The sequence below is a fragment of the Streptomyces sp. NPDC050121 genome (genome assembly GCF_044460385.1).
Classification (GTDB): Bacteria; Actinomycetota; Actinomycetes; order Streptomycetales; family Streptomycetaceae; genus Streptomyces; species Streptomyces soliscabiei.
Genome location: NZ_JBITJV010000007.1, coordinates 242,962 through 268,248, shown reverse-complemented (window position 1 = coordinate 268,248; position 25,287 = coordinate 242,962). Strand labels below are relative to the sequence as shown.

18 protein-coding genes and 2 pseudogenes are annotated in these 25,287 nt (G+C 67.8%); 10 read left to right on the top strand and 10 right to left on the bottom strand.

The genetic code is table 11. The annotated features are described in order from the left end of the window. Nucleotides 1-155: 155 nt before the first annotated feature. The 3 genes from ACIBTS_RS13920 to ACIBTS_RS13910 all read left to right on the top strand — a co-directional run bounded on the left by ACIBTS_RS13920 (nucleotide 156) and on the right by ACIBTS_RS13910 (nucleotide 4,130). The gene (locus tag ACIBTS_RS13920) at nucleotides 156-1,307 is read left to right on the top strand and encodes a serine hydrolase domain-containing protein (protein ID WP_399319194.1); all 1,152 of its coding nucleotides are present in this window, start codon (nucleotides 156-158) and stop codon (nucleotides 1,305-1,307) included. 378 nt (nucleotides 1,308-1,685) lie between these two features. Next, nucleotides 1,686-2,708: an alpha/beta hydrolase family esterase gene (locus tag ACIBTS_RS13915; RefSeq protein ID WP_399319192.1), complete on the top strand. Its 1,023-nt coding sequence runs from the start codon at nucleotides 1,686-1,688 to the stop codon at nucleotides 2,706-2,708. 207 nt (nucleotides 2,709-2,915) lie between these two features. Then, the gene (locus tag ACIBTS_RS13910; RefSeq protein ID WP_399319190.1) at nucleotides 2,916-4,130 is read left to right on the top strand and encodes a tannase/feruloyl esterase family alpha/beta hydrolase; all 1,215 of its coding nucleotides are present in this window, start codon (nucleotides 2,916-2,918) and stop codon (nucleotides 4,128-4,130) included. A gap of 18 nt (nucleotides 4,131-4,148) precedes the next feature. Here the strand turns inward: ACIBTS_RS13910 and ACIBTS_RS13905 are convergent, their stop codons facing one another. From ACIBTS_RS13905 to ACIBTS_RS13870, 8 genes are all read right to left on the bottom strand, one after another. Then, nucleotides 4,149-5,060, bottom strand: a complete 912-nt coding sequence (locus ACIBTS_RS13905) for a LysR family transcriptional regulator (protein ID WP_399319189.1) — start codon at nucleotides 5,058-5,060, stop codon at nucleotides 4,149-4,151. Between the two features lie 1,547 nt (nucleotides 5,061-6,607). Further along, nucleotides 6,608-7,615, bottom strand: coding sequence for a sugar phosphate isomerase/epimerase family protein (locus ACIBTS_RS13900; RefSeq protein ID WP_399319187.1), 1,008 nt, complete (start codon nucleotides 7,613-7,615; stop codon nucleotides 6,608-6,610). Further along, nucleotides 7,612-8,751 (bottom strand): Gfo/Idh/MocA family protein, encoded by a 1,140-nt coding sequence (locus ACIBTS_RS13895; protein ID WP_399319186.1) that lies wholly within the window; start codon nucleotides 8,749-8,751, stop codon nucleotides 7,612-7,614. The genes ACIBTS_RS13900 and ACIBTS_RS13895 overlap by 4 nt, the downstream gene beginning before the upstream one ends. Before the next feature lie 146 nt (nucleotides 8,752-8,897). After that, entirely contained in the window at nucleotides 8,898-9,959 is a 1,062-nt protein-coding gene (gene iolC, locus ACIBTS_RS13890) for a 5-dehydro-2-deoxygluconokinase (RefSeq protein ID WP_399319185.1), read from the bottom strand. Beyond that, nucleotides 9,956-10,915 (bottom strand): hypothetical protein, encoded by a 960-nt coding sequence (locus tag ACIBTS_RS13885; RefSeq protein ID WP_399319184.1) that lies wholly within the window; start codon nucleotides 10,913-10,915, stop codon nucleotides 9,956-9,958. Before ACIBTS_RS13885 ends, iolC begins: the two co-directional genes overlap by 4 nt. After that, nucleotides 10,912-11,916, bottom strand: coding sequence for a cyclase family protein (locus ACIBTS_RS13880; RefSeq protein WP_399319182.1), 1,005 nt, complete (start codon nucleotides 11,914-11,916; stop codon nucleotides 10,912-10,914). Before ACIBTS_RS13880 ends, ACIBTS_RS13885 begins: the two co-directional genes overlap by 4 nt. A 110-nt stretch (nucleotides 11,917-12,026) precedes the next feature. After that, nucleotides 12,027-12,950 carry a Gfo/Idh/MocA family oxidoreductase gene (locus tag ACIBTS_RS13875; RefSeq protein WP_390977967.1) on the bottom strand — a complete coding sequence of 308 codons (924 nt, stop codon included), beginning with the start codon at nucleotides 12,948-12,950 and terminating at the stop codon, nucleotides 12,027-12,029. Nucleotides 12,951-13,171: 221 nt separating this feature from the next. After that, nucleotides 13,172-14,701: an APC family permease gene (locus tag ACIBTS_RS13870; protein ID WP_399319180.1), complete on the bottom strand. Its 1,530-nt coding sequence runs from the start codon at nucleotides 14,699-14,701 to the stop codon at nucleotides 13,172-13,174. A gap of 490 nt (nucleotides 14,702-15,191) precedes the next feature. Here ACIBTS_RS13870 and ACIBTS_RS13865 point away from each other — a divergent pair, with 490 nt between their 5' ends. The 4 genes from ACIBTS_RS13865 (at nucleotide 15,192) to ACIBTS_RS13850 (ending at nucleotide 21,148) form a co-directional block, all read left to right on the top strand. Continuing rightward, nucleotides 15,192-16,622, top strand: coding sequence for an FAD-dependent oxidoreductase (locus tag ACIBTS_RS13865; RefSeq protein ID WP_399319179.1), 1,431 nt, complete (start codon nucleotides 15,192-15,194; stop codon nucleotides 16,620-16,622). Nucleotides 16,623-16,677: 55 nt separating this feature from the next. Beyond that, on the top strand, nucleotides 16,678-18,336 hold the full coding sequence (locus tag ACIBTS_RS13860; RefSeq protein ID WP_399319177.1) for a cytochrome P450: 1,659 nt from the start codon (nucleotides 16,678-16,680) through the stop codon (nucleotides 18,334-18,336). Between the two features lie 219 nt (nucleotides 18,337-18,555). Continuing rightward, complete coding sequence (locus ACIBTS_RS13855) at nucleotides 18,556-20,064, top strand: NAD-dependent succinate-semialdehyde dehydrogenase (protein ID WP_399319175.1); 1,509 nt, start codon at nucleotides 18,556-18,558, stop codon at nucleotides 20,062-20,064. Nucleotides 20,065-20,437: 373 nt separating this feature from the next. Beyond that, nucleotides 20,438-21,148, top strand: a complete 711-nt coding sequence (locus ACIBTS_RS13850) for a TetR family transcriptional regulator (protein WP_390977957.1) — start codon at nucleotides 20,438-20,440, stop codon at nucleotides 21,146-21,148. Between the two features lie 3 nt (nucleotides 21,149-21,151). Here ACIBTS_RS13850 and ACIBTS_RS13845 read toward each other — a convergent pair whose 3' ends face one another. Continuing rightward, nucleotides 21,152-21,604, bottom strand: a complete 453-nt coding sequence (locus ACIBTS_RS13845) for a transposase domain-containing protein (protein WP_399319173.1) — start codon at nucleotides 21,602-21,604, stop codon at nucleotides 21,152-21,154. Nucleotides 21,605-22,534: 930 nt separating this feature from the next. On the opposite strand from ACIBTS_RS13845, the pseudogene ACIBTS_RS13840 reads away from it, so the two are divergent. Both ACIBTS_RS13840 and ACIBTS_RS13835 read left to right on the top strand, forming a co-directional pair. Beyond that, nucleotides 22,535-23,231, top strand: a pseudogene (locus tag ACIBTS_RS13840) (hypothetical protein); the annotation flags it as partial. A 96-nt stretch (nucleotides 23,232-23,327) separates the two neighbouring features. After that, nucleotides 23,328-24,515 carry an MFS transporter gene (locus tag ACIBTS_RS13835; RefSeq protein ID WP_399319307.1) on the top strand — a complete coding sequence of 396 codons (1,188 nt, stop codon included), beginning with the start codon at nucleotides 23,328-23,330 and terminating at the stop codon, nucleotides 24,513-24,515. A gap of 150 nt (nucleotides 24,516-24,665) precedes the next feature. On the opposite strand, the pseudogene ACIBTS_RS13830 reads toward ACIBTS_RS13835, so the two are convergent. Further along, nucleotides 24,666-24,972: pseudogene (locus tag ACIBTS_RS13830) on the bottom strand (IS256 family transposase); the annotation flags it as partial. A gap of 162 nt (nucleotides 24,973-25,134) precedes the next feature. Here ACIBTS_RS13830 and ACIBTS_RS13825 point away from each other — a divergent pair. Continuing rightward, a complete protein-coding gene (locus tag ACIBTS_RS13825) occupies nucleotides 25,135-25,278 on the top strand; it encodes a hypothetical protein (protein WP_399319317.1) in 144 nt (47 codons plus the stop codon). Nucleotides 25,279-25,287: the final 9 nt, after the last annotated feature.

The window sequence follows — 25,287 nt, the reverse complement described above, 5'->3', positions numbered from 1 at the left end:
TGACCTACCTGACGCGGAGCATGGCGACGGCCCCGATCGGCGCCGCCGGCATTCACCACCGCCGCTGATGAGCGAGGCCCAGGCGATCTGCACTCGCTGACCTGAGCTGATGCCTCACTTCGTGCCCCATCTGACCCACGAGGAGACAACCGACGATGAGCTCGACGAGCCGGCCCTTGGCCGCGATGCGTGAGTGTATCCAGGCCGCGGTCGACGAAGGCGTCTGGCCTGCGGCGCAGTTCGCCGCGGCCCGGCACAACGAGACGGTGGTGTTCGAGTCGTTCGGGGACGCCCGGGAGTCCGACCGGTTCTGCCTGTTCTCAGCCACCAAGCCGATCGTGGCCTCCCTGGTGTGGCAGTTGATCGGAGAGGACCTGATCGGCCTGGAGACCCGGGTGGTCGAGGTATGGCCCGAATTCGGCGCGCACGGCAAGGACGTCGTCACCATCGAGCAAGTGCTGCTGCACACTTGCGGGTTCCCCCACGCAGTCATCGAGCAGGAGAGCGTTGTCACGCGCGAGGGGCGGTCCGCGCGCATGACGGACTGGCGATTGGAGTGGCAGCCCGGCAGCCGCTACGAGTACCACCCCCTCGCGGCGCACTGGGTGCTGGCGGAAGTGGTCCAACGGGTGACCGGACAGGACTACCGGGAGGCGCTGCGCGCCCACGTGCTCGACCCGCTGGGGTTGGAGCGTCTCGAACTGGGCGTGCCCAACGAGCGGCAGGGCAACCTCAAGCCGGTCACTGCAACCGGCAAGCATCCGATCGAAATGCTCGAAACGCTGTCCGGACGCCCCGTCGACGAAGCGGTCCTGGAAGCGAACGAGTCGGTGGTGCTGGCGCTCGGGAACGACCCGGAACTGATCGCGGTGGGTGCGCCTGGCGGCGGGGCCTTCTCGGACGCGGCGAGTGTGGCGCTGTTCTACCAAGAGCTCATGTGGAACTCGACGGAGCTGTGGCGGCCGGACGTGTTGGCGGACGCCACGGGCCACATCCGTAATACCTTCCTTGACCCGGACCGGGTGGGTGCGAGCGCCAACCGAAGCATCGGCCTGGTCATCGCGGGGCCGGACGACGGCGCGGTGTTGCGGGTGCCGTCGCGCGATGCCGCGATGCCGATGCGGCCGTTCGGTGGCTGCACATCCCCGCGCGGCTTCGGTCACGGCGGGGCCGGCGGGCAGTCCGCTTGGGCGGACCCGGAGACCGGCCTTTCGTTCTGCCTGCTCACCAGCGGGCTCGACCGTGACGTTTTGGCCGATTACGAACGGCACATCGTGATCGAGTCGTTGGTGTCGCAGTGGGCGTGACGCTTCCGAGGGCCGCGCGCTCGCGATCCTGCGCCCCACCGGGCCGGGCGAGATCTGCCTGCCGCCTCGGCGCGGGAATGCGCCCCCGTGTCGGTCAGGGCCGAGGTGCAGGAGGGACGTTGAGGGACATTCTTGCGCTCTCCATCGCTGATCTTCAGTTTGCCCCGGTAGAACAACTGCCTTATGTATCAGTGGCCTTCGGTGACCCGTCGCGCATCGACTGCGTCCCGGGTGCCGCGTTGGGAGGACCCCGTGATCCCCTCGTTCATGAAGCACGGTCGCAAGCCCTTCGGCCGCGGAGAGTCCGCATGCCCTGGGACTTCGCGGAGATCCATCGGCCTGACAGCCGACCGGATATGGCTCCGCACCGTGCTCGCCGTGACCGTCGCGGCGAGCTGCCTGACACTCGTCGTCGCCCCGCCCGCCCTCGCAGCCGAACATGAGGACACCGCGGGCGGCGAGGGACACGTCGACCAGCGGACCTACGAGGCGTCGACGGGCGTCAACGACTACCTGGTCTATGTGCCCAAGGGCTGGAAGCCTGCCGACAGGCTCCCCCTGTACGTGATGGTGCACGGCTGCGGCACCACGGCCGAACAGCAGATGCACGCCAACCTGCTCAACCCGCTCGCGGACCGCGAGCGCTTCCTTGTCGCCTACCCCGACAACGGCGGACAGTGCTGGCGCGCGGTCAGCAACGACAAGGCGAGCACCACCCGAGGCGGAGGCGGCGACGCGGACATCGTCGCCGGGATAACCCGGCAGACCAGCTCCGCCTACCACGTCGACACCGATCGCGTCTACCTCATGGGCATGTCCTCGGGCGCCTTCCAGTCGAGCGCGACAGCCACCGCCTACCCCGAGCTGTACGCGGCGGCCGGAGTGTCGGCGGGAGGCGGCTACGGCATGGACTTCCTTTCCTGCATGGTCCTGCCCGATGCCACCGCCCTGCTCTACGCACCACAGGCCGTCGAGCAGATGGGGCCGCGGGCGCACGTGATGCCCTTCTTCTCGATCGGCGGGACCAGTGACCCACTCGGCGAACAACCCGTGCTCGGCGGGTGCGCCCGACAGGCCTACCTCGAGTGGCTCGCTGTCAACAATCTCCTGAAGCCGGGGACGGACGGTGACACCTTCCGGGACGACCCGACCTCGTCCAGGACCGGTCAGGTCCCCGACGGCTACGCGTGGACCAGCAAGGTGGCACGGGGCCGGGACGGCTGTCAGATCGCCGAGCGGTGGATCGTGGACGGCATGTCGCACTACTGGCCCGGCGGTACCACGGACCCGGAGTACGCGGGCACCTTTAACGACCCGAAGGCGCCCAGCGCTTCGGAGGCCTCGTGGCGCTTCTTCGAGCAGTTCACGCGCAGCGGCGGGAACACCGCCTGCCGCAAGTGACCCTGCGGCGCCTCAGCGCGCTCGGGCAGCTCGCGCAGCGTCGACAGAAATGCAGTTCCCGCATGCGCAACTGTGCACTGTCTCCGCGTTTCAAGCGCGGGGCCCGCTCCCTAGCGTTGCGGCCGCCGCAATTCCGCCGTTCGGAGGCGTGCCGGATGATCTCAGGCACTGGGTCCGGCCACGTCCTTCTGATTCCGAGGAGAAGTTATGAGATCCGCCTTTGTGCGTGCGCTGACAGCACCCGTCATCGCGGTACTCACGATGGTCTCGCTCCCGGCGACGTCAGGAGCCGCGACGGGGCCACCCGCCAGGTGCGAAGGGCTCGCCGAACTGGCCATCCCCGCAGACGCCCTGGGCCTCCCGACATCGGGAGGACGAGTCACCGAGACGAAGACCGTCCCGGCCTCCGGAACGGGTTCCGGGGCCATCGGGGAGTACTGCCAGGTCGACGCGGAACTGTTCCCCGTCGACCCCGAAGCCCCGAACATCGAGATGCGCATCGCACTCCCGGCCGAGTGGAACGGCAAGGCGATGATGTTCGGTGGCGGAGGCTACGACGGCGCCATTCCTTCGCTCACCGACAACGTCCCCTTCGGCGATGCCGCCGAGGGTGTTCCCCTCGCCCGCGGATTCGCCGTCTTCGCCGGCGACTCGGGCCACCAGCTCGCCCTGAACGACTGGAATTACGCGGGCGCCTTCGCGATGAACGACGAGGCACTGCGCAACTTCGCCGCGGACGCGCTCAAGAAGACGCGCGACGCCGCGATGTTCCTCATCGCCGAACGCTACGGCACCCAGCCCCGCCGCTCCTACTTCGCGGGCGCATCCAGCGGCGGCCGCGAGGCCCTGGCCGTGGCGCAGCGCTGGCCCCGTGACTTCGACGGAGTGATCTCCGCCGCTCCGGCCTGGAACGCCGCTGCGCTCGACCTGTGGTTCGGCCACATGACGCAGATACTGCAGCGTCCCGGCGCCTTCCCGAGCCGCGAGAAACAGCAGTTGATCTACGACCGGGTCATGCAGAGCTGCGACGGCGACGACGGGGTACGCGACGGCGTCATCTCCGACGAGGCCGGATGCCACTTCGACCCGCGGGTCCTGCGTTGCCCCGGCGGCGAGGACCGCGGCCCCACCTGCCTGTCCGACCCGCAGATCAAGGCGGTCCGGGACCTGTCCTCACCCGTCGAGTGGGGCTACAAGCTGGCCAGCGGGGAACGCGGTTATCCCGGCACTCCCTTCTTGTCGGGCGCGGATCTGAGCACACCGGGGCTCGGGATCGGCAGCAGGCTTCCGGCCCATCCCCTGGACCTCAACCCGGCCGCCTCCGGGCGCACCCGGCCGCTGTGCGATTATCCGGAATGGCCCCGGTACAACGGTCATGGCGACCCCGACCGGGCCGAGAACTTCACCTGCGTGCGCTCGTGAGCGTCTCTCCCGGAGACTTCACGCCCCCGGGGCGGTGGTGGACAGCACGTTGCCCATCTCCTTCATCGTCCGCCTGAGTTGCTTCACCATGGCGGCGACCGCGGGGCGTCGCAGGGTGTCCTCGCGGGCGACGAGCCAGTAGGCCATGTCGACCGTGACCTCTCCGGGAAGCAGCCTTACGAGGTCACGGTGCGGGGCGATCATGAAGGTGGGCAGCAGCCCGATGCCGCCGCCGGCGCATGTGGCCTCGATGTGGGCGAAGACGTTGGTGGACGTCACCGCGTCGCGCATCTCGGGGAGAAAGCGGCGTCCCACGTCCAGGTCGTCGACCTGGAGCATGGACGAGATGAAGTAGATCAGGCGGTGCCGGGCCAGATCGTCGAATCCCGTCGGCTCCCCATGGCGCGCCAGATAATCGGGGGTGGCGTACAGACCGAGGACATAGCCGCCGAGCCGGAGCGCCCGGGCCCGCAGCACTCGTGGCTCTCCGACGACGATCTCGATGTCCAGGCCAGAGCGGTGCTGCGCGGCGCGCCGGGTCGCGGAGACGATTTCCACGCTGATTCCCGGGTGGTCCTGGTGCAGACGGGCCGCCGCAGGGGCGGCGACGAACGTGGCGAAGCCGTCGGGGCCGACAGCCGGACGACATCCTCGATCTCCGCCCCGACCTCGGACGGACTCCAACTTCTGCAGCACACCGTCGACTTGCTCCGCTGCCGCCAGCGCACGGCGGCCGAGGTCGGTGAGTTCCCATCCGGAAGCCGCGCGAACAAGGAGCTTGCCGCTGACCGCACGCTCCAGCGCGGCGATCCGCCGCGAGACGGTGACCTGGTTGACGCGCAGGGACTCAGCCGCCCTGCTGAAGCGGCCGCTGCGCGCGACCTCCAGGAGGACGAGGAGGTCGTCGGCGCTCGGACCCGGGGTCTGCATCTGCACATTTTTGCAGGGCGGTACTGCGAATCAAGCCCTTCACTGCGCATTGACTTGACTTTCCTGTCGATCGAGACTCTGTCGCACGCCACCCGTCGACACGATCCACCTCGCAAGACGTGTGTAAACGAGACGTGTGTTGTACCTCCGCGCCCCCTGGACCTGGTGCGCCCGGGCCGACTCCGTCCTGCATCGCGGTCGCCTGCGTCAAGGAGACATGCGGCATCTCCTTGGCGGCCCACGATCGTCCTGCCGGCTCCCACCAGTGCAAGGAAACCCGCACATGATTTCCGATACGTTCCAGCACACTTGGGACTCGGCCATGCGTCGGCACACCGACTCCCCCCTTCTTCGTCTTCCGTGCGGATTCGGGAGAGGCGGCCGAATGGACCTACGTGGAGTTCGACGCCGTAGTGGCCCGTGCACGACACCCGCAGCTGATCCGCGATCAGCAATTGCACGCGCGAGAGCGTCCACCGCTCATCCGCCCAGCCCTGAGCCATCGCGCCTTCCAACAGGACCGGCTCGAGCGCGGCGAAGTCACGGTCGCCGACCTTCGGCCGCTTCGCCGGGCCCGACCTACAGAGCGCTCCCCTCTTCCGCCCTCCCGCCAGGACCGTCGCCACCGTTCCACCGACCGAGTACTGCCCCGGAGCCTTTGGTTATCACCACGTTCTTCTCACCCTGAGCGAAGCCATCGGCGGCAAGTATGCGCACCCGCTCCCGCGCGACCTGGCCCTGCGGAGTGAAACCACCACCCTGCGCATACCTCATGCCCACGAACTACCGCAGGGTTCAAACGATGTCACTCCCCGACAACTCAACGGAAAGCCCAGTAACAAAGTGGCCCTGGAATGCGGGCAGTTGTGGGGCTGCTGACCGGCACATGGGGAAGGGGCAGCAGCCGCCGTGGATCGTGACGGTTGAGCTGTGGCCGCATCCTCCCGCAACAGCGTCTTCTACCAGCAGTTCCTGCAACTGGTCGAGGACACCCAAACTGACAGGTGAGATCTGGATCACCACCAACAACCTGCCCTCATCACAACAGACTGTCCACCCGGACCTGGTTGGAGGATCACTCCCGGATCCGTCACCCGTTCATCCCGCGCGGTGCGTGCTGGCTGAATCTGCAGGAAGGCTGGTGGCGGATCTTCCGCTAGACCGCCCTGGCCGGGCGGTCCTTCGCCAACCCCGACGACATCACCCAGACCGCCGTGGCCACCACACAACCCGCCCCTGGCTCTGGGGCCGGTCTGCCCCGTTCACTCGTGTCGGCGTATGCCCGAACGCGGCCAACGAGGTATAGAGATACGTCCCCACGCCGAAGAGAGGCTGGTGCGGGCCGGAGAGCCGGGGCCGCCCGGTCTCCGAGGGCGCAGGACAGGGCGGCCCCGGCCCTGTGACGACCGCGCAGCTGGCCACGTTCGCGTGTACCTGACTGGGGAGAAACCCCGTCCCCGGACAACTCGCCGACTACGACGCCGATATGTGTACATCCATTGAGGAATCCAGCGCTCGTAGAACTCCGTCAGGTCTGACTCGGAGTCCTACGAGTCGGTGGCGAGGGTGCGGTTGAAGTAGTCGATACCTTCGCGGATTTGTCGCTGTGGGTCCGGGGACATGTCGATTTCTGCGACGCCCCAGCCCCGCCATCCCTGGTCGCGGAGGATCTGGGTCCACTTGGTCCAGTCGACGACGCCGTCGGGTCCCATGACGCGGAAGTACTTGATCATCACATCGTGCCGGGTCATGGGAGGGCCGCTGAGGGTGTGCGGGGGAAGGTGGCTGGCGCAGTCTTTCCAGTGCAGGACGGGGGCGCGGCCAGCGTGGCGCTGGACCACGGCGAGCGGGTCGCCGCCGTCGAGTGCGATGTGTCCGGCGTCGATGCAGAGCTTGACTCTGGCGGGGTCGGTCAGCGACATCAGAAGGTCGATGTCGTCCGTTCGGGACGCCAAGGAGTAGGCGTCGGTGTGGACGGCGACGTGCAGCCCTTCAGCGGAGGCGACTCGGCCGATGCGGTCGAGTTGTTCGGCGACGGCACCCATGAGGTGTTCATCGACGGGGGCGTCGAACGCAGCCGCGGAGGCCTCGACGCCTGCGATGTCGGAGAAGGGGGCGCGGGGAATGGTGCTGGTCACCATGGTGGGGCAGCCAACCTCGCGGAGGAACGCGGCGTGGCGAGCGGTGTCCTCTTCCAGTGCCCGGTTCGCGTCGGCCTGGGCCCGGGGGTCAGGTGCGTCGATGGCGGCCTTGAGGAGCACGGGCAGGACGTAGCTGGACGACATCTGCAGGTTGCGGCGGTCGAGCTCCCGCTTGAACGCGGCGGCTGTCCCGTAGGCGTTCAGGGCGTTGACCCAGCCGCCGGGGGCGGGTGCCAGCTCGATGCCGGCGAGCCCGACCTGGGCGGCTTCGTCGAGCATGCGGTCGAAGAAGCGGCGGGGATCGTTGTCGACCTCTCGCTCCCAGTCGTCGTAGGGGAGGTCGGCGGGCAGATCCCAATAGGGCGGGTCGAAGAAGGTGACCAGGTCGGTGGACCAGCGCAGGTCGAGGCTCATGCCTTCACCTCGTCGACGGTGACCCACTGGTGGCTGTCGGCGGACTGCATGACGGCGGTGATGACGCGCTGGGTGCGGGTGGCGTCCGCGAAGTCGGGTGAGCCGGACCGACCCTCGACGATGGCTTGCACGAACTTCTGCAACTGTAGGGCGTGGTCGTCGATGTAGCCCGATCCCATGCCAGCGATGGGCCACCAGACATCTTGGTGGTGCTCGTTGACGATAATGGTGCGAAAGCCCTGCTGCTCGGGGGGGTCGTTGACCAGGCTGAGCTGAACCTCGTCGGAACGGTTCCAGTCGAACTGGACAGTGCCACCGGTGCATTCCAGCTCGAAGAACATGCGGTTCTTACGACCGGAGGCGTACATGGTGGCCGCGAAGGAGCCGATGGCTCCGTTGTCGAAGGTGACCATCCACAGGGCGGCGTCGTCGAGGTGGCCTCCCTCGCGGCGATCATTGTCGGAGAGCCAGCTGCTGTTCTCGACGGGATCCTTGGCCCCGAGGATGGCGTTGACCTGCTCGATGTCGCCGACCAGGTAGGAGGCCATGTCGATGATGTGGGAGCCGATGTCGCCGGTTACTCCGGATCCGCCGGCGCCCTTCTGGGCGCGCCAGCCGCTGATGACGCGGCCGAGGACGCCGCCGTCTTGGGTGTAGTGGGCGCGGAACTGCAGGGGATGACCGAGCGTGCCGTCCTCAAGCATCCGCTTGACGAAAGTGATGGCGGGCGCGTGCCGGTAGTTGAAGCTGACCTGGTTGACCACGGTGCCGGCCGCCGCGGCGACGGCCATGGCTTCGGCCTCTGCCAGGTCGTTGCTGATCGGCTTCTCGACAAGCACGTGCTTGCCGGCCTCGATCGCGGCGATGGCGATCTCGGCGTGCGAAGCGGGCGGAGTGACGATGTCGATGACGTCGATGTCGTCGCGGGCGACGACCTCTCGCCAGTCGGTGGACCACTCCTCCCAGCCGAGTCGCTCGGCGGCGGTCGCGGCGCGCTCGTCGTCGGCTTCGACGAGGACGACCTTGCGGATGCTGGCGCCGGGGTCAGCGGCGATGGGGGCCACCGCCCAGCCCAGGCTGTGCGCGAAGCCCATGAATCCAGCGCCGCCAACGATGGCGACCCGAATCTCGGTCATGACGGGTGCTCCTTCAGTGAATCTGCTCGAACGGTCAAGACTGTGGCGGGGGGGGTGGCTGCGGGGATGTTCCTGTGCCGCGCTGCCGGGGTGACTGGCCGAGGGACATGGATGGGTGTGCTGGCCGCGAGGCTCGGGTCGGGTGGCTATCCCGCGGCGGCCCGGCCGGCTGTGACGCTTCTCGATGTCCGGGCAGCGGCGACGAACTCGGTGAGGTCCGTCAGGGTGGGCATGGCCAGAGAGCACTCGCGGCGGGTGGCGACCAGTGCCCCGGCAGCATTGGCCAGGTCGAGGGTCTCCTGTAGCGGGAGACCCCGCATGAGGGCGTGACACAGGGCGCCGCCGAAGGCGTCGCCGGCGCCGAGCCCGTTGACGACGTCGACGGGGATGGGCGCGGCGACGACTCGTTCGTCGCGGGTCCGGGCGAGGACTCCGCGGGGGCCCATTTTGACAATGGCCAGCTCGACGCCACGCTCAAGGAGCGCTTGGGCGGCTCGGTCTGGCTCGGTCTCGCCGATGGCGACACGGCATTCCTCGAGGTTGCCGACGGTGACGGTCACGTGGTCCAGGGCGGCGTCCATGGCGCAGTGGGCGTGGTCCTCGCTGTCCCAGAACATGGATCGATAGTCCAGGTCGAGGATGGTGTTGGGCCGGCGTCCGCGGGCCTGCCAGGCCGCGTGGTGAGCACCGCGGGTGGGTTCGCGGGACAGACCTGTAGCGGTGGCCCAGAAAATAGGCGCCTGCTGGATCAGGTCCAGCGGGAGGTCGTCCTCGTCGACGTACATGTCGGGTGCGGTGGGCTTGCGCCAGATGTAGAGCGGGAAGTCATCGGGGGGGTGGATCTCGCAGAAGGTCAGCACTGACTGGGAGTCGGGCAGGGGGGTGACCCAGGTGGTGTCGACCCCGAGTCGGCCGAGCTCGTCACGAGCGAACCTTCCGAACGGATCGTCACCGGTGCGGGTGACCAGGGTGGCGGTATCGCCAAGCTGTGCGATCGCGACGGCGACGTTGGCGGCGCTGCCGCCGATGGACTTGCTGAAGGTTCGCACCTGCTCCAGGCCGACGCCGACCTGCTCGGGGTACAGGTCGATGCAGATCCGTCCGACAACGAGAACGTCGGGGACGCCCGTCGGGCTTGGGTCGTCCGCACCGGCCACGCTTGCTTGTGCGGTGGCGGACCGTTTATTGGCGGGTGTGGCTGTGGTCATGAGACGGTGCCCCAGATGTGGTCGGTGAGGCCTTGCAGGTTGGTGGCGGCGTGGGACCGCAGGTACTCGTGAGGATCGGGCGAGGTGGCCGCGCCGCTCCATACCGCGCGTCCGGCGAGAAACCCGCTGGCTCCGCCTGCGGCTGATGCGGCGACTGCGGTCGCGAAGTCGTGGGCGGCGACGCCGGAGGACAGCACGACCCATGGGCAGGCCATCACGTCGGTGATGGCCTCGGCGGTGGTGGTGGCCAGGCGCCGGTCGGCCGGTGAGCCGAAGACGACCTCGGTCTTGTAGAGGTCGGGCTGGGTGGGGGCGAGGTCGACTGCGGCGGCAATGAGGGCCTCGGCGAATCCGCCAGAGGTGGTGGCTCGACCGTCACGGGGTCGTACGACACCCTCGAGCACTCCCGGAAGCCCCAGGTCGCGGCAACGGGCCATGAAGGCGTGAGCGAGGTCGATGGCCTCGCTGCGGTGCTGCGGATGCCAAGGCAGGAGCAGCTTGAGGGCCTGGGCACCGAACTGGCTGACGGTCTCCGCGGTGACGGTGTCGTCGATGGCAGCGATGTCGACCGGTCCTCCCGCCTCGGAGGAGGACAGGATGTCGGCAGCGAGGATGACCGGGCACTGGGCTCGCTGTGCGGCCTCGAGGCCGTACTGCTGGTCGAGCAGGATGCCGCTGGCGGCTCCGCTGATGGCGTCCACGACGGCGGTCTTGAAGCCGGCCAGCGTCGCGTCGTCGACCTCGTCCAGCAGTTGGCCCTCGCGCAGCATGTGCCGGAGGGACTCGCGCTGGTCGACCGCGACCATGGTGAAGAAGCCGTGGGAGTCGCGGAAGACGTCGATCGCAGCGGCTGGGCCGCACTCGGCCATGCCACTCGTGGCGCCGACCATCTCGGCAGACGAGGTCGTGTGCGTGCCCGGAGGTGTGCTGGCAGGTGGGGTTGGGGAGGTGGTCATCGGATCACCAGCGGGTTCACTGGTGATCCGCTGCCGCCGACGATTTTCAGGGGGGCGGCGGCGTAGAGGAAGGTCCAACGCTGGTCGTCGGCGCAGGCGGTGGCCAGGTCGTCGAGTTGGCACAGCTCGGTGAAGGCGACTCCCAGGTTGCGCATCAGGGCGCAGTGCAGGGGCAGTTGGAGGCCGCCGGGGTAGAAGCTGAGCTCGTTGGCGATGGTGTCGGTGACCAGGTTGGGGATCTCCATGGTCTGGAACCACTTGACGAGTTCGGGAGTGTAGGCCAGTCCGGGCTCGTTCCAGTCGCGGTAGAAGTCCTCGCGGGCGGTGCGGTAGTAGGAGCCGATCCAGCCGGTGCGAATGATGAGGATGTCGCGCGGCTCGATGGTGGTTCCCTGCTGGTCGGCGGCAGCGAGCAGGTCGTCGAGCGAGATCTGCTCTCCGCTGTCGAGGACGTCTTTGCCACGGGCACGGGCGATGTCGATCAGGACACCGCGGCCGACCACACCTCGTTCGCCGATGGGCAGGACCGAGGCACGGGCCAGGGCGCCGATGGTGGTGTCGGCCGGGTAGCCGTTCCACACCTGGTCGCCGTACCAGTAGTGCGCGAGTGCGTCGTACTGGGTGGATCCCTGGGTGAACATCTCGATCTTGTCGTCGGCCCAGTGATGCCCGTCGGAGGGTTCGGGCTCCTCGCCGCGGGCGAAGAACCCCTCGTCCATGACCTGGGTACGCACTGCCGGGGTGCGGCCGGGCCATACGGGGTCGGACCGGTCCGGGTCACCGATGGGCACTTGGAGGGTGAACACCTCGCCGCTGCGCACTGCGCTGACCGCGCGAAGGATCTCGGCGGGGCCGAGGTAGTTCAGGCTCCCCACCTCGTCATCGGGGCCCCATTTTCCCCAGTTCGATGGACTGTCCGGGCCCAGCAGTTGCTCGATGGTGGCTGCCGGGGAAGCTGCCGGGTTGTTGTCGGCCATGAGTTCTTTCTTTGTCGAAGTCATCGGCTGCCGGTAGGCCGTGGCGGCCAGGTCTGGCGGTGGTCGGATCCGGTTTCAGTCCGGGAGGCTGACGCCTCCTGCGAGGGCAGGAGTAGTGGGCTGACGGGCGTGGGTCACCCCTTGGCCGGCGGGTTCACCGGTGCGGTGGTCGTGGTGCTGTCCGGGTTGGTGACGGCGGCCTGCTCGAGCAGCCGCTGGATGTAGAGGGCTCGGTGGATGTCGATCTCGTGGGACTTCCCCGAGGCGACGACCTCGGCGAATTCGCGCCGGATCACGCCGGGCACGGCGGGATCGCCGTCCTTGCCGACGAACTCGCACTCAAGTTCGCCCTGCTCGGTGTAGACCTTGACCCCAGCAACGTCGCGGACGACCGGGCTGGTCAGGGACATGAAGGCCTGGCTGATGACACCGTTGGAGTGGGTTGCGGTAATGACGTACCAGCTCTGCGGGTCACCCTGTCCCTGGATGTCCACGATGGGACCGACGGCGGCGTCGAGGGTGTCCAGGACGTGGGGTCCCAGGTCGAGCAGGCCCCCCTTCTCCACCCGCCAGGGGGTGGCAAAGAATCCACCTGGGAGAGCGGCCTGGTTGACGTAGAAACCCACGGCACCGATCGGGGTCTGCTGGCCGGCCTGGTCGAGGAACTCGCGGATGCGAGGGCTGTATCGGTTGGTGAACATCACCTGAGTGGGCACCCCGGCGGCGTCGATCGCGGCGACGAGCTTCTCGGCCTGGGCCAGGTCGAGCCCGATGGGCTTCTCCAGCAGCAGCGGCTTGCCGGCGGCCGCGGCCTGGGGGGCGAGTTCGGCCTGCACGAAGGGCGGAACGGCGAACACGACGGCGTCGACGGCGTCGAGCAGGTCCTCGAAGGTGTTCGAGACCGTGGCCCCGAATTCAGCGGCGATCTCCTGGGCGGCCTCGGGGCGTCGCGCCCACACGGTGGTCAGCTCGGTCTCGGGACCGCCGGTGATCATCGGGGCGTGGAACACCTTGGCCCACGGCCCGGCACCAACCAGTCCGATCTTGACTCCGGTCATGACTGCTAACCCACTTTCTGTGCAGCTGTTGCTGGTGTGTCGGTTTGTTCGATGGATGTCCCGCAGTGACGTGCAGGGTGTTGCGACCCGGTGCGTGCCCCGCCGCCAGTTGCGGGCCGGTGGCCGGCGGACGGCACTTGACCACGCTGATGCCTGACTACGCTGGACGGAGCGCTGACGGGGTGACGCCGCTGATGGCGGGGCACTGGGGCGGGTGTGGGTCAGGAGCCGCTGGTGGCCTCCAGCTCGGCCTCCATCTGGGCCTCGCCGGTGGGGTCGGTGGCGACGTTGTCTCCCTCGGCCCGGCCGAGCATGGCGTACAGGTCGGGCCGGTTCCGCTTCATGTAGTAGGCGACACCGGAGCCCGCGGCCAGGAAGGCGATCAGCACCAGGAGCATCCAGAGGTTCTGGCCGGGTGCGCCGCCGACGAGAAGGTCGAAGCGGATGACCGCGAAGATCACGACCGCGGCCAAGAGCACGAAGGCGATGATCGGGGCGACAGTGACGCGCCAGGCGGTCTCGCCGGCCGGCCGGCCGGTGGCGGCGAAGTAGCGCCACACGGCCAGGCTGACCAGCGCCATCAGGACCAGCACGCCAGCGGTACCGATGCCACTTCCGGCGCCGATGACCTTGTTCTCGTCAGACACGAAGAGGGCCGCCAGGATGATGAGCAACCCGACGATGATCGAGTTGGCCAGAGAGGCCCGGTAGGGCGACTTGTGCTGGGGGTGGACGGCGGCGAGCCAGGTGGGCAGGGCGTGGTCGGCGCCCAGGTTCTGCAGGTAGCGGGCAACGACGTTGTGCGTGGACAGCACCGAGGCGAGGGCCGAGGTGGAGACCAGCAGGAGTGTGACGGTGGCCAGGTTGCTGCTGACGTAGACGGACATGGCGTGGTCGAACATGGTGGTGGGGTCGCTGACCGCTCGGCCGGCCGCACCGGAGCCGTAGGCGATGATCAGCGAGTAGGCGGACAGGGCGTAGAAGCCGCCGATCAGGAACACCGCCAGGTACGTGGCGCGGGGGATGGTCTTGCTGGGCCGGCGCACCTCGTCGCGGTACAAGGCGGTGGCCTCGAAGCCGATGAAGTTGCCGAAGGCGAACAGCAGAGCCAGGCCGGTTCCGCCGTTGAAGAAGTCCCCGGGGTTCAGTGGCTCGACCGACAGGCCGCTCTCGCCGCCCTTAGCCAGGACGAAGAGGTTGAAGACGCTGACGAGGACGACTTCGAAGACCATGACGGTGCCCAGCACCTTGGCCGACAGTTCGATCTTGAAGTGGCCGAGGATGCTGATGAGCACCCAGCAGCCGGCGGTACACGCCCACCAGGGGACGGAGGGGCCGCCGAGGTGGTCGATGGCGGCGGAGACCATGACGCCGGAGAAGGTGTAGATGCCGACGGTGATGAGCATGTACGAAACCGCAGCCAGGTAGGCCCCACCGACGCCGAGAACGCGGCCCAGCCCGAGGCTGATGTAGGCGTAGAAGGCACCCGGTCTGTGGATGTGACGGGTCATGGTCGTATAGCCGACCGCGAAGATGAAGAGGCTCACGGTCGCGACGACCCAGGCCAGGGGTGCCGAGTCACCGACGAAGCCGATCGCGAAGGCGATGTAGCCGGACACGGTGACGATGGGGGCGGAGAAGGCGAGGACGCTCAGGACCAGTGAGGTGGTCCCGAGGTTGCCGGACAGACGGGTCGAGGACTCGGTGACGCTGACGCCGGCAGAACCCGGACAGTTGGTTGCTTCGCTCACGGTGGCTCCCTCAGAGGGGCTGATCGGCAAGGTCACGGGAGATCGACGGAGATGTCGCGTCGCGCTTGCTCCAAGATGACTGGGGACCCTACCTAACGTTCGTCAGCATGGGAAGGGCCGTCTTGGAATTCCTGGCCCACCCCGCCAGCGAGCTCGATGACCTGCTGCTATATCGCCGCGACCGATCGCCGGGCATTGCGCGACGCCATAGAGGTCCGTTAATTGGCGGCCGACCACCGAGGCGATTTTCGCTATGTGAACGTCTAGACTTACTAACGGTCGTTAGGTATGTTCCCGGCATCCAATCTCGGGATCAGCCGAGACGCCGACGCCACACGGAGACGGTCAGATGACGCCCACCTCGTCCGGGAACACCGGTGGTTCCACCGGCTCTGTCGCCGCCCGGCCAGTTCGTGATGCGCGGCCTGCTCGTGATGTTCGGGCTCGACGCAATGTCCGGACGGGACTCGCGGACGCTGGCAACTCGGGGGTGACCGGAGAGGTCGCTGTCGTCGGCTGCGGACCGTCCGGCTGCTACACCGCGCTCGCCCTCCGGCGGTTGGCCCCAGAGGTGAAGATCACCGTCTTCGACGGTCGCCCCACCCCCTATGGCCTGGTCCGCTACGGCATAGCCGCAGACCACCAGGGCATGAAAGGCGTGAGTCGGCAGTTCGACCGGCTCTTCGCCTCCGAAGGCGTCGAGTTCGTCGGCAATACCGTCATCGGCCGCGACATCTCTCTCGCGACACTCGAGCAGGCCTTCGATGTCGTCGTCATCGCCACGGGACTCTCCGATGACCGGCCGCTGCAGGTGCCGACGCACCCGGAGGCGAAGGTCTACGGCGCCGGCCAGCTCCTCCGCTTCCTCAACGGCGACCCGGACAGCCGGATGCGCTCGCTCGGCGGCTCTCACGGGCCGCTGGGAACCGACCTCCTCGTGGTCGGCGCCGGCAACGTCGCCATCGACGTCGCCAGGCTGCTGTGCAAGACCGAAGAGGCGTTCGCCGGGACCGACATCGACGACGAGGCGTGGGCCAGCCTCGCGACCCACGACCTCCACCGGCTGATCCTGTTGGCCCGCGGACCCCACGAACGCGCCCGTTGGGACGCCTCAATGTTCACCGAGCTGTGCCGCCTGCCCGGCGTCGTGATCACGGTCGACGGTGAGGTCGTGGAACGCAGCCTGTCCCGCGGCGATGAACCTGCCCCCGATGCCGGTTCCGAGGGCGAAGCGTCGGCCGTGCGTGATGCCATCCACATCGACATCCACTTCAACCGGTCCCCCACAGCGATCGAGTACGCCGACGGCCGAACCCTGGTCCGCGCCCGCCGGACCAGTGAGACCTCCACGACCACCCCCTCAGGCGAACCGGAGGAGTCCGGAAACTCGGGAGAGCGTGCCGGGGCGGGCGAGAAGGCCTACGTCGTCGACACCGTCGTGACGGCCATGGGTTTCGTCCGCCCGACCGTCGAGCAGAACCCGGTTGCGCATGCCGACCCCGAACGTCAGGTGTGGGCCGGTGGCGCTCACAGCGGTGCGTTGGGCAACCTGGCCGAGAACCGCACGCTGGCCAAGGCCGCCGCTGAGGAAGTGGTCGACCGGCTGCAGCGATCCTCCGGGCGGCCGGGCCTCAAGGGCATCCGTGACCTGCTGCCGCCGGACGCCGTCTCCTTCGAGGGCTGGAAAGCCATCGACCGTGCCGAGGTAGCGCGTGCGCGGCCCGACCGGCTGCGGTGGAAGTTCACCACCCGCGAGGAGATGGCCGACGTGGTGGAGACCCACCGCGGGACCACCGCCCCCAGCCCGACCAACCTGACTGGCCCGACCGACCCTGTCACCCCTCAAGCCACTGATTCAGTCGAGGCCGACCGGGCGACCGACGGGACGCACGACGACGTGAGCGCGACGGGCAGGCAGTAGTCGATCAGCAGACCAACACGAGACACGGCAACCCAGGAACCGAAGGAACACTCGCATGACACTCATCCATGTCTGGTACGGCACTGAGTCCGGCAATGCAGAGATGGTGGCCGACGAGATCGTCGAGACCCTCTCCAATGCCGGCATCGAGACCCAGCTGACCGAGATGACCAAGCTGGAGGTTGGCGACGTCGCTGATGCCCAGATCGCGGTGGTCATCACCTCCACCTACGGGGAGGGCGGCCTGCCGGCCACCACCGAACCCCTCTACGACGCTCTCAGCGACGAGCGGCCGGATCTGAGCCACCTGCGCTTCGCCGCCTTCGGCCTGGGCGACAGCAGCTACGAGAACTACAACAACGCCATCAAGACCATGTCGCAGCTGCTGGTCGACCTCGGCGCCACCCAGATCGGCGTCACCGGACGCCACGACGCCGCGTCCGGGCTCGACCCCGCCCAGGCCGCCGCGGACTGGGCGGACAACGACGCTCTGCCCATCCTCATCCCCGCCGCGGAAAGGACCACTGTGACGCCCACCACGATCGAGGACGACCTGTTCCCGTGGAGCGACAAGGAGTTCCAGAACAACCCCCACCCCTGGTACGACCGGGCCCGCGAGCTCGGTCCGGTCCACCAGACCGACGAGCGCACCTTCGTGGTCCTCGGATACGAGGAGGCCATGCAGTTCGTCAAGGCCCCGGTGATGAGCATCCGCGAGCCCAGCTGGGTCGATGAGAACCCCTGGCTGGCCTTCGGGAACACCGTCCTCTCCCTGGACCCGCCCGAGCACACCAGGGCCCGCCGCCTCTTCTCGCGCTGGTTCACCCCCAAGCTGATCAAGCAGTGGGTGGAGGCCACCCGCGTCTCGTTGCAGGCGATCCTGGATGACTACCAGCCCGGCGCGGTCATCGACGCCCACTTCGATCTCGGGGTCCTGCCCACCCACACGACCATGGCCCAGGTCCTGGGCCTGCCCGACGGCGAGGTCGAGCCCCTGTTCTGGGCACTGTGGAACGCCATGCTGGTCCAGGCCACCGACCCCGGCGAGGGCATCCGGGAGAAATCCATCAAGAACCTTAAGTACATGTTCGACACCACCGAGGCCCTGCTCAAGGAGAAGGAGGCCAACCCCGGCAACGGCCTGGCCGACGAGCTGCTGGCCGCCAGCAAGCGGGGCGAGGTCACCCCGCGCGAGGTGCTGGAGAACATGGTGCTGTTCTACATGTCCGGCGCCCCCAACCCCGCCTATCTGGTCGGCGCCGGGTTCGAGCTGTTCGCCGAACGACCCGACATCATGCGCGACTACCGCGACAAGCCCGAGGCCCGCGAGCGCATCATCAACGAGCTCGCCAGGCTCCACCCCGTCGAACTGCTCCTGACGCGGTTCCCGACCGAGGACGTCGAGATCGCCGGCACCATCATCCCAGCCGAGTCGATGATCAAGTTCCCCATCGGCGCCGTCAACCGGGACCCGGCCGTCTTCGACAACCCGCACGAGTTCGACTACGAGCGGCCCATGGAGACCAGCCGGAACCTGACCTTCGGTCTCGGAGCCCACAGCTGCGCGGGACAGCTGATCGCACGAGCCGAGGTCGACGTCATCCTCACCATGGCCGCCGAGCGGTTCACCAAGGTCGAGCTGCTCCGGCCTCCGACCCGCGTGATCACCGACCGGCTAATCGCCTTCGAGAAGATGCCGGCCATTCTCACCTGACTTCGGCGAACCTCGGCCTCACACAGCTGGCTACGCACCAACCAACCCCGAGACCGACGGCGTCGGCCGGCCAGGGAGCCCACGACCCGCAGGCCGGCCGACGCCGAACCCTGCCACCGCCCAGCTTTGCGGCGCCGTCGGGGCACACGCGGCTCGCCTACCCACACTTCATTCCAACGTCTTCGCGACACCCCCCGATCTCACACAGAACGGACGTCGATGAACAGCAGAACTGCACCCAACGAGGCAGCGACCACGGCTCGGCTGCGGGAAACCACGCTGAGTCAGGTCCCCGTCGGGCTCTTCATCAACGGCGAGTGGCGCGACGCCTCCGACGGCCGCACCATCGCAGTGGAAGACCCGGCAACCGGTCGCACCCTCACGGACGTCGCATCGGCGGCCATCGGTGACGGCGCCGCCGCCCTGGACGCCGCAGTCGCGGCCCAGACCGAGTGGGCGGCCACCCCGCCGCGACGGCGCGGAGAGATCCTGCGTGCGGCGTTCGAGCTGCTCACCGAGCGCTCCGACTACTTCGCCATGCTCATGACCCTGGAGATGGGCAAGCCGCTGGCCCAGGCCAAGGGCGAGGTGATCTACGGCGCGGAATTCTTCCGGTGGTTCTCCGAGGAGGCCGTGCGCATCGACGGGCGCTGGTCGACGGCGCCCGACGGCAAGACCCGGTTGCTGACCATGCGCCAGCCGGTCGGCCCGACCCTGATGATTACGCCCTGGAACTTCCCCCTGGCGATGGGCACCCGCAAGATCGGGCCCGCAATCGCCGCGGGCTGCACCATGGTGGTCAAGCCGGCCTCCCAGACGCCGCTGACCATGCTGGCCCTCGCCGACCTGCTCACCGAGGTCGGGGTCCCCGCCGGCGTCGTCAACGTCATTCCCACTGGTACCAGCGGCCAGGTCATGACCCCGCTGATCACAGACCCGCGCCTGCGGAAACTCACGTTTACCGGGTCCACCCCGGTCGGGAAGGCGCTGGTGAAGGAGTCAGCCGACCAGTTGCTGCGAGTCTCCATGGAGCTGGGCGGCAACGCACCGTTCCTGGTATTTGACGACGCCGATCTCGACGCTGCCGTCGACGGCGCGATGCTGGCCAAGATGCGCAACATGGGCGAGGCGTGCACCGCGGCCAACCGCTTCCTCGTCCACGAGTCCGTCGCCGACGAGTTCGGGCGGCGGTTGACCGCGCGCATGGAAGCCGAGGTCGTCGGCCCGGGGACCCATGAAGGAGTCACCGTCGGGCCCCTCATCGACGCCAAGCAGCAGAACAAAGTCACCGATCTGGTCAACGACGCCACCAGCCGCGGCGCCGACGTGCTCACCGGCGGCCAGCCGGGCAACGGACCTGGCTACTTCTTCACCCCTACCGTCCTGGCCAACGTCCCCCAGGAAGCCAACGTCTTCCGCGAGGAGATCTTCGGGCCAGTCGCCCCGATCACCACCTTCTCCGACGACGACAAAGCCGTGCGGCTCGCCAACGACACCGAGTACGGTCTGGTCGCCTACGTCTTCACCGCCGGCCTGGAGCGGACGGTCAGAGTCGCTGAGAGCCTGGAGTTCGGGATGGTCGGTATCAACCAAGGCATCGTGTCCAATCCCGCCGCGCCCTTCGGCGGTGTCAAGCAGTCCGGCTTCGGCCGCGAAGGCGGCCCCGAGGGCATCAATGAGTACGTGGAGACCAAGTACGTCGGCATCAACCTGCCTTCGAGCTCCTGACGGAAGACGCGGAGAGGCCAAAGGTCGAGGGCCTGCCATCGACACCCTGGACCCACGCGCAAGACCGGTCGTCGACCTTTGAAACAGCCGAACCTCGGGCTTCGACGAGCGGGCTTGCCAGCGGGGCCCATGAGGCAGCCGATGATCGAACTGACGAGTGTCGGGGGAGGAATCGCTGGATGACAGACGAACATCCAACACTACCCGGTGCGGACAACGGCAGCGACAGCATGCGTTCCATCCGGAGCTTGACCCGAACAGGCCTCCACTCCGGGCATGCGTCCGGGTAAAAGCCAGGGCGAGGTCTGAGTCGTGAGCCGGGCGCGCTGCCGGTTGAACGGGCCAGCCGCCTGGCTCCCATAGACTCTCAACTGTGTCCAATCAGCGAGTGGGATCGGCGCCCTCCGCGCTGTCGGAGCTGCCCGTCGGCATACGTACGTCACACCGTCAGCAAGCCCTCGACGAATTCGTCCAGATAATCGGATCCGACAGCTGGACCGGCATGACCGCAGCTAAGCGGCGCGTCCTCGAAGCATTCCTGCAGCTGTGCATTCGCCACGGCATGGAGTCGGTCAGCATGCGGACGCTGGCCAAAGAACTCAACATCAAGGCACCGAGCATCTACTCTCACTTCCCCGAGGGTCGCGACGAGATCGTCGCGCAATCCCTGCGGTGGCACTTCCAACAGTTCGGACGAGCTCTCTGCGAGGCTGTCACTGAGGCAGAGGACGCGCCGGAGTTCTGGGACGCGATGGTGAGGCTTCACTTCACCCGCCAGATTCGGCTGCCCGAAAGCAACCTGTGGGACCTCTTGGTGGCCACCGACCGGATGGTACACATGCTGCCCACTGACCTCAGTGAGCAGGTGACGCACTGGGTCGATCTGTACGAAGCCCTCTTCAAAGCAGCGGCGCTCGACATGGGCTTTCCCGACGCCGAGCGACGCATCAAGGTCGTGATGACCGTACTGGAGGGGGCGACCCGTTGGTTCGACCCGGACAGTTCCGACGCTGAACTGGCTGCCGGCGCCGACCAAGCAGTCCTGATCTCCCACGAGCTTCTGAACCTGAGATCAGTGACCTAGAGGTCATCTCATGTGGTGAGTCTGCGGTAGCAGATCAGGGTGCAGGCGATACTGGTGACGGAGAGGAAGTGGTCGGCCTTGCGCTCGTAGCGGCGGTGCAGATGTCGGCGTCCGGCGAGCCATGCCGTACAACGCCCGCGGCGTCGACTGAGTCGCCGGCGACTTGGCCACCTGGGAGAACAGGGCCTTCAACGGTCCCGGCCCAAGCCTGTCCCGGGCCCGGGAAATCGCCGCCGTGTCGGTCACCTGCCATGAGCAGCGCTTCGCCCAGGCCAACTGCATGAGTAGCCGCGCCACCTTCTCGTATTCCTGCCCGGCGAACGGGCAGATGGCAAGCGACAAATAGACCACCACCCGCGCCCGCAGCTGCCGGTTGCACTGCCCGGACCTCCCGCACTCGGCCACCACCCACCCGACCAGCTCCGGCGGAAATGACCGTGCCAGTAGCCCATCCACGACTCTAGCGAACTAACGGACGTTAGGCTAAGTTGCTGGCTGCGAGATACAGCTCGCTAAGGCTCCTCAGAAGTGGCGACTCGGGCGGGTCTCTCACTGATGAGTCAGCCCGGTTCGAGGGTCGTCCGAAGACGACACCCGGCGCCGATCGGTCAGGGTCCACGACGATCGGCAGTGAAGAACGGAGAAGACGATGATCAGCGTGAAGCGAGCCGGCGAGCCTCCGACCACGTGAACATGGCCGTACCGGACCTGGACCAGGCTGAACCCGCCGAAGCCGCGCCCTGCCCCGCAGACCCGACGGCTGGCATCTGATCATCCACGTCGATGACATTCATGCCGCCGCCGACTCGAGCAGGGTCCCGACGTCCGGTCGCTGTCCGGAGTCATCTCATAGGTGGGGCCGCCGCTGGACGGACTCCTGGGGACCTGCTTCCGCACTGACCGGGGGATTGGTCCTTGAGCTCGTCCAGTGGCGGCCCGGTTTGCCGTACAAGGCGAGTACCCACCGGCGGATGTCCGAGCCCCGCTGGGCAGCGGGCCCAGTCCTCTGCCCAACCCGCCGTCTCGCCACGCCCTCACCGGCTGCTACCCACCTACCGCCTGCCACTTCGGCTCACGAAGAGGGCCAGTTGGCTGCGGATCCTTGATCACCTGAGCGACGGGCCCGTGCCGCTGAGGTGACGCCGGGGCCGGCCCGCCCAGCGTGCAGTACTCACCAAGTTGCCTCCCGAGGACCACCCCATGACCTCTCCCCCTCCCCGGGCCGAGACCGACGGCCCCGCTTTCGCCGGACCGCAAGCAGCCGACCAGTCGACCCCAGCGACCGCTGTCGCGCCCCCCGCTCAGGCGCTGGCACGGTCGGGCGGAGGAGTAGCCACCAGCCCGGGCTGCTCGATCACCGTGCGGGTCGAGACGACGACCGCGCCGATGGCCATCGCCCGCCTGTCGCAGGCGGTAGCCGAGGCCAGTGGGGCGATCACCGCCCTTGACGTGGCCGAGTCCACCGAGGAGCGGTTAGTCGTCGACACCAGCTGCAACGCCGGTCGCAGCGCGGCGATCACCAAAGCGCCGGCCGCCCTACCGGACTGCACCGTGGTCGAGGTCTCCGACCGGACCTTCCCGATGCGCCTGGGAGGGAAGATCGAGGTGACGCCCAAGGTGCCGCTGCGGCACCGGGATGACCTGTCCCGCGAGTACACGCCGGGGGTAGCGCGGGTATGCCCGGCCATCGCCGAGAACCCCGCCGACGTACGCCACCTGACCATCAAGCGCAATCGGAAGAAGGCGCCGGCCGACGCCGACGTGTTCATCGACGTCTCCGGGCCGAACCTGCTCGACGAGGCCGACGTCGCCGCCATGGCCCCGCGCGCGGTGGTGCTTGCGCTGGCCAACCCGGTGCCCGAGGTGCACCCCGTTGCCGCCCACCGGCACGCCGTGGTGGTGGCCACCGGCCGCAGCGACTACCCCAATGCTCACATCAGCGACACCATGCTGACCGCCGCGGCAAACGCCATCGCCATCGCAGGCACGGGTCGAGCCCGGCGAGCTCAACGCCAACTACATCATCCCCAGCGTCTTCATCCCGACCGTCTCCCCCGCGGTCGCCGAGGCGGTCCGCCACGCGACCACCCTCAGTGACGCGAGCGATGAGAGCTTCCCCCGCCGCGAGCGCCGAAAATCTCTGGCCGCCCGCCTCACTCCCTTCTCCAGAAAGAAGCCGATGCCGTCGTTGTCGCAGCAACGCGTCGCTCTGACGTCCAACTTCCTCACCCTGGGTTTCGTGCTCGGAGTGTGGGCCGTGTCAATCCCGTCGATCAAGGACAGGATGCCCCTCTCCTACGGGCAGGTAGGGCTGACGCTGCTGGTCCTCGGACTGAGCTCGCTCTCGGCCATGTCCGTCTCGGGACGACTGATGTCGCATTTCGGTGAACGTCGAATCCTGATCTGTGGAGGTGCGGCCTTCGGCCTGTCGGCTCTCGGACCGGCCGCTGCTGGCACCTGGCCTGAGCTGTTGGCGGCCGCTGTGGTCCTTGGCGCCTGCAGCGGCACCTTCGACGCCTCGCAGAACGCCCTGGCCGTGGCGCTCGAACGCAAGATCGGCCGACCCGTCATCATCTCCTTCCACGCCTGGTTCTCAGCCGGGGGTCTGCTAGCGGCACTCCTGGGCAGCGTCGTGCTGCAGGCAGGTATCGATGTCAGGTGGCTGCTCGTCGGAACCGCGGCCGCAGCCGCCACCCTCAGCCTGTGCCTGGCCCCTTGGCTACCCGCTGCGCCCCGCCCCGCCCGCACCGAAGACGAACCCGCGGGGCAGCCGGCACTCAGGAACAGGCGAATCATCGTGCTGGGACTGGTCGCCTTCGCGCTGTTTACCGCCGAAGGGGCGGCCTACGACTGGTCCAACCTGTACCTGCGCAACGTCATCGGAGCCGCGCCCAACGTGGCCACCCTCGCCTTCGGGGCCTTCTCTGTCGGCATGATAAGCGTGCGCGTCATCGCAGACCGGGTCGTCGCGCACGTCGGCCCCGACAAGTACTGCCGGGCCGCCACCATTCTGGCCGCAGCAGGACTCGGTCTGGCCGTCCTGAGCAACAACGCGCCCATGGCCATCCTGGGCTGGACCCTCGCGGGGCTCGGCATCGCGGGCACTGTGCCTCTCACGTTCTCCGTGGCCGGGAACGTAGATCCACGCCACTCTTCGACCTACGTCTCGAGGGTGGCGGCGTTCGGGTACTGCGGGCTTCTCGCAGGACCCTCTCTCATCGGATTCATCGCCCAGGTCACGACTCTCCGAATCGCCCTGATCGTCCCGGTCGTCTGCTGTCTCTTGGTCGCCGGAGCCGCCGGGATATTTAAGGCACGGCCCGCGCGTCCAACCGCCCGAAGACCGGCCCGGAGTGGTCGTCCGTAGCGTGCTGCAGGCGCCGGGGTGGGCTGTGAGAGCGGACAACCATCTTGCGCTGTCCGCTCTCGGGACGACGGTCCGCGGCCATCCGCGCCTGCTCCATCTGCTTCCTTGACTGCCCAGACGTAGAGCGCGCGCCATGAAGGTATTGGCCCGAGGGCGGTTCTGCCACTCGGCCATGTCCTTGAGGACATTGTCGGTGATGGTGGAGATGATCTGCCGGGACACGTCGGCGCGGTAGACCTCCGCCACCGGCCCCACGTCGGTCAGCACCGTCTTGGAGCGTTTGCCATTGCGGGAGTTGCCGCCGTCCTTGCCCGCCGGACCGTGCTTGTCATGGTCGAGGTGATCGTGATTTCGGCCTCAAGGGCTGCTGCAGCAGCCCGCCCCCACCCGTCAACTGCAGGCCCTCAGACCGGGCACGGCTCGCCAGCTCGTCGATCAGCTGGTCTGCGAACTGCAGACACTCCTCGCCTCTGGGCCGGCGCCTGCCTCGCCTCGGCCACCCATCTGGGCATCTCAATGGCCGTTGACGCTCGGCGACTCGCGCAACAGCAAACAGTTTCAGTACACGACAAATGAAGGGTGCGGAACACCGTCCGGCGCCGCTGCCGAACGAGGCAGGATGCACCAACGTCTTACGTCGATCCTGGAGACCACGGTGCTGCTGTACATGTCGGGCGGCCCGAACCCCGCCTACCTCATCGGTGCCGGATTCAAGCTGTTCGCCGAACGACCGAACCTGATGGCCGAGTTCGACTGCAATTGACCGCCTGAT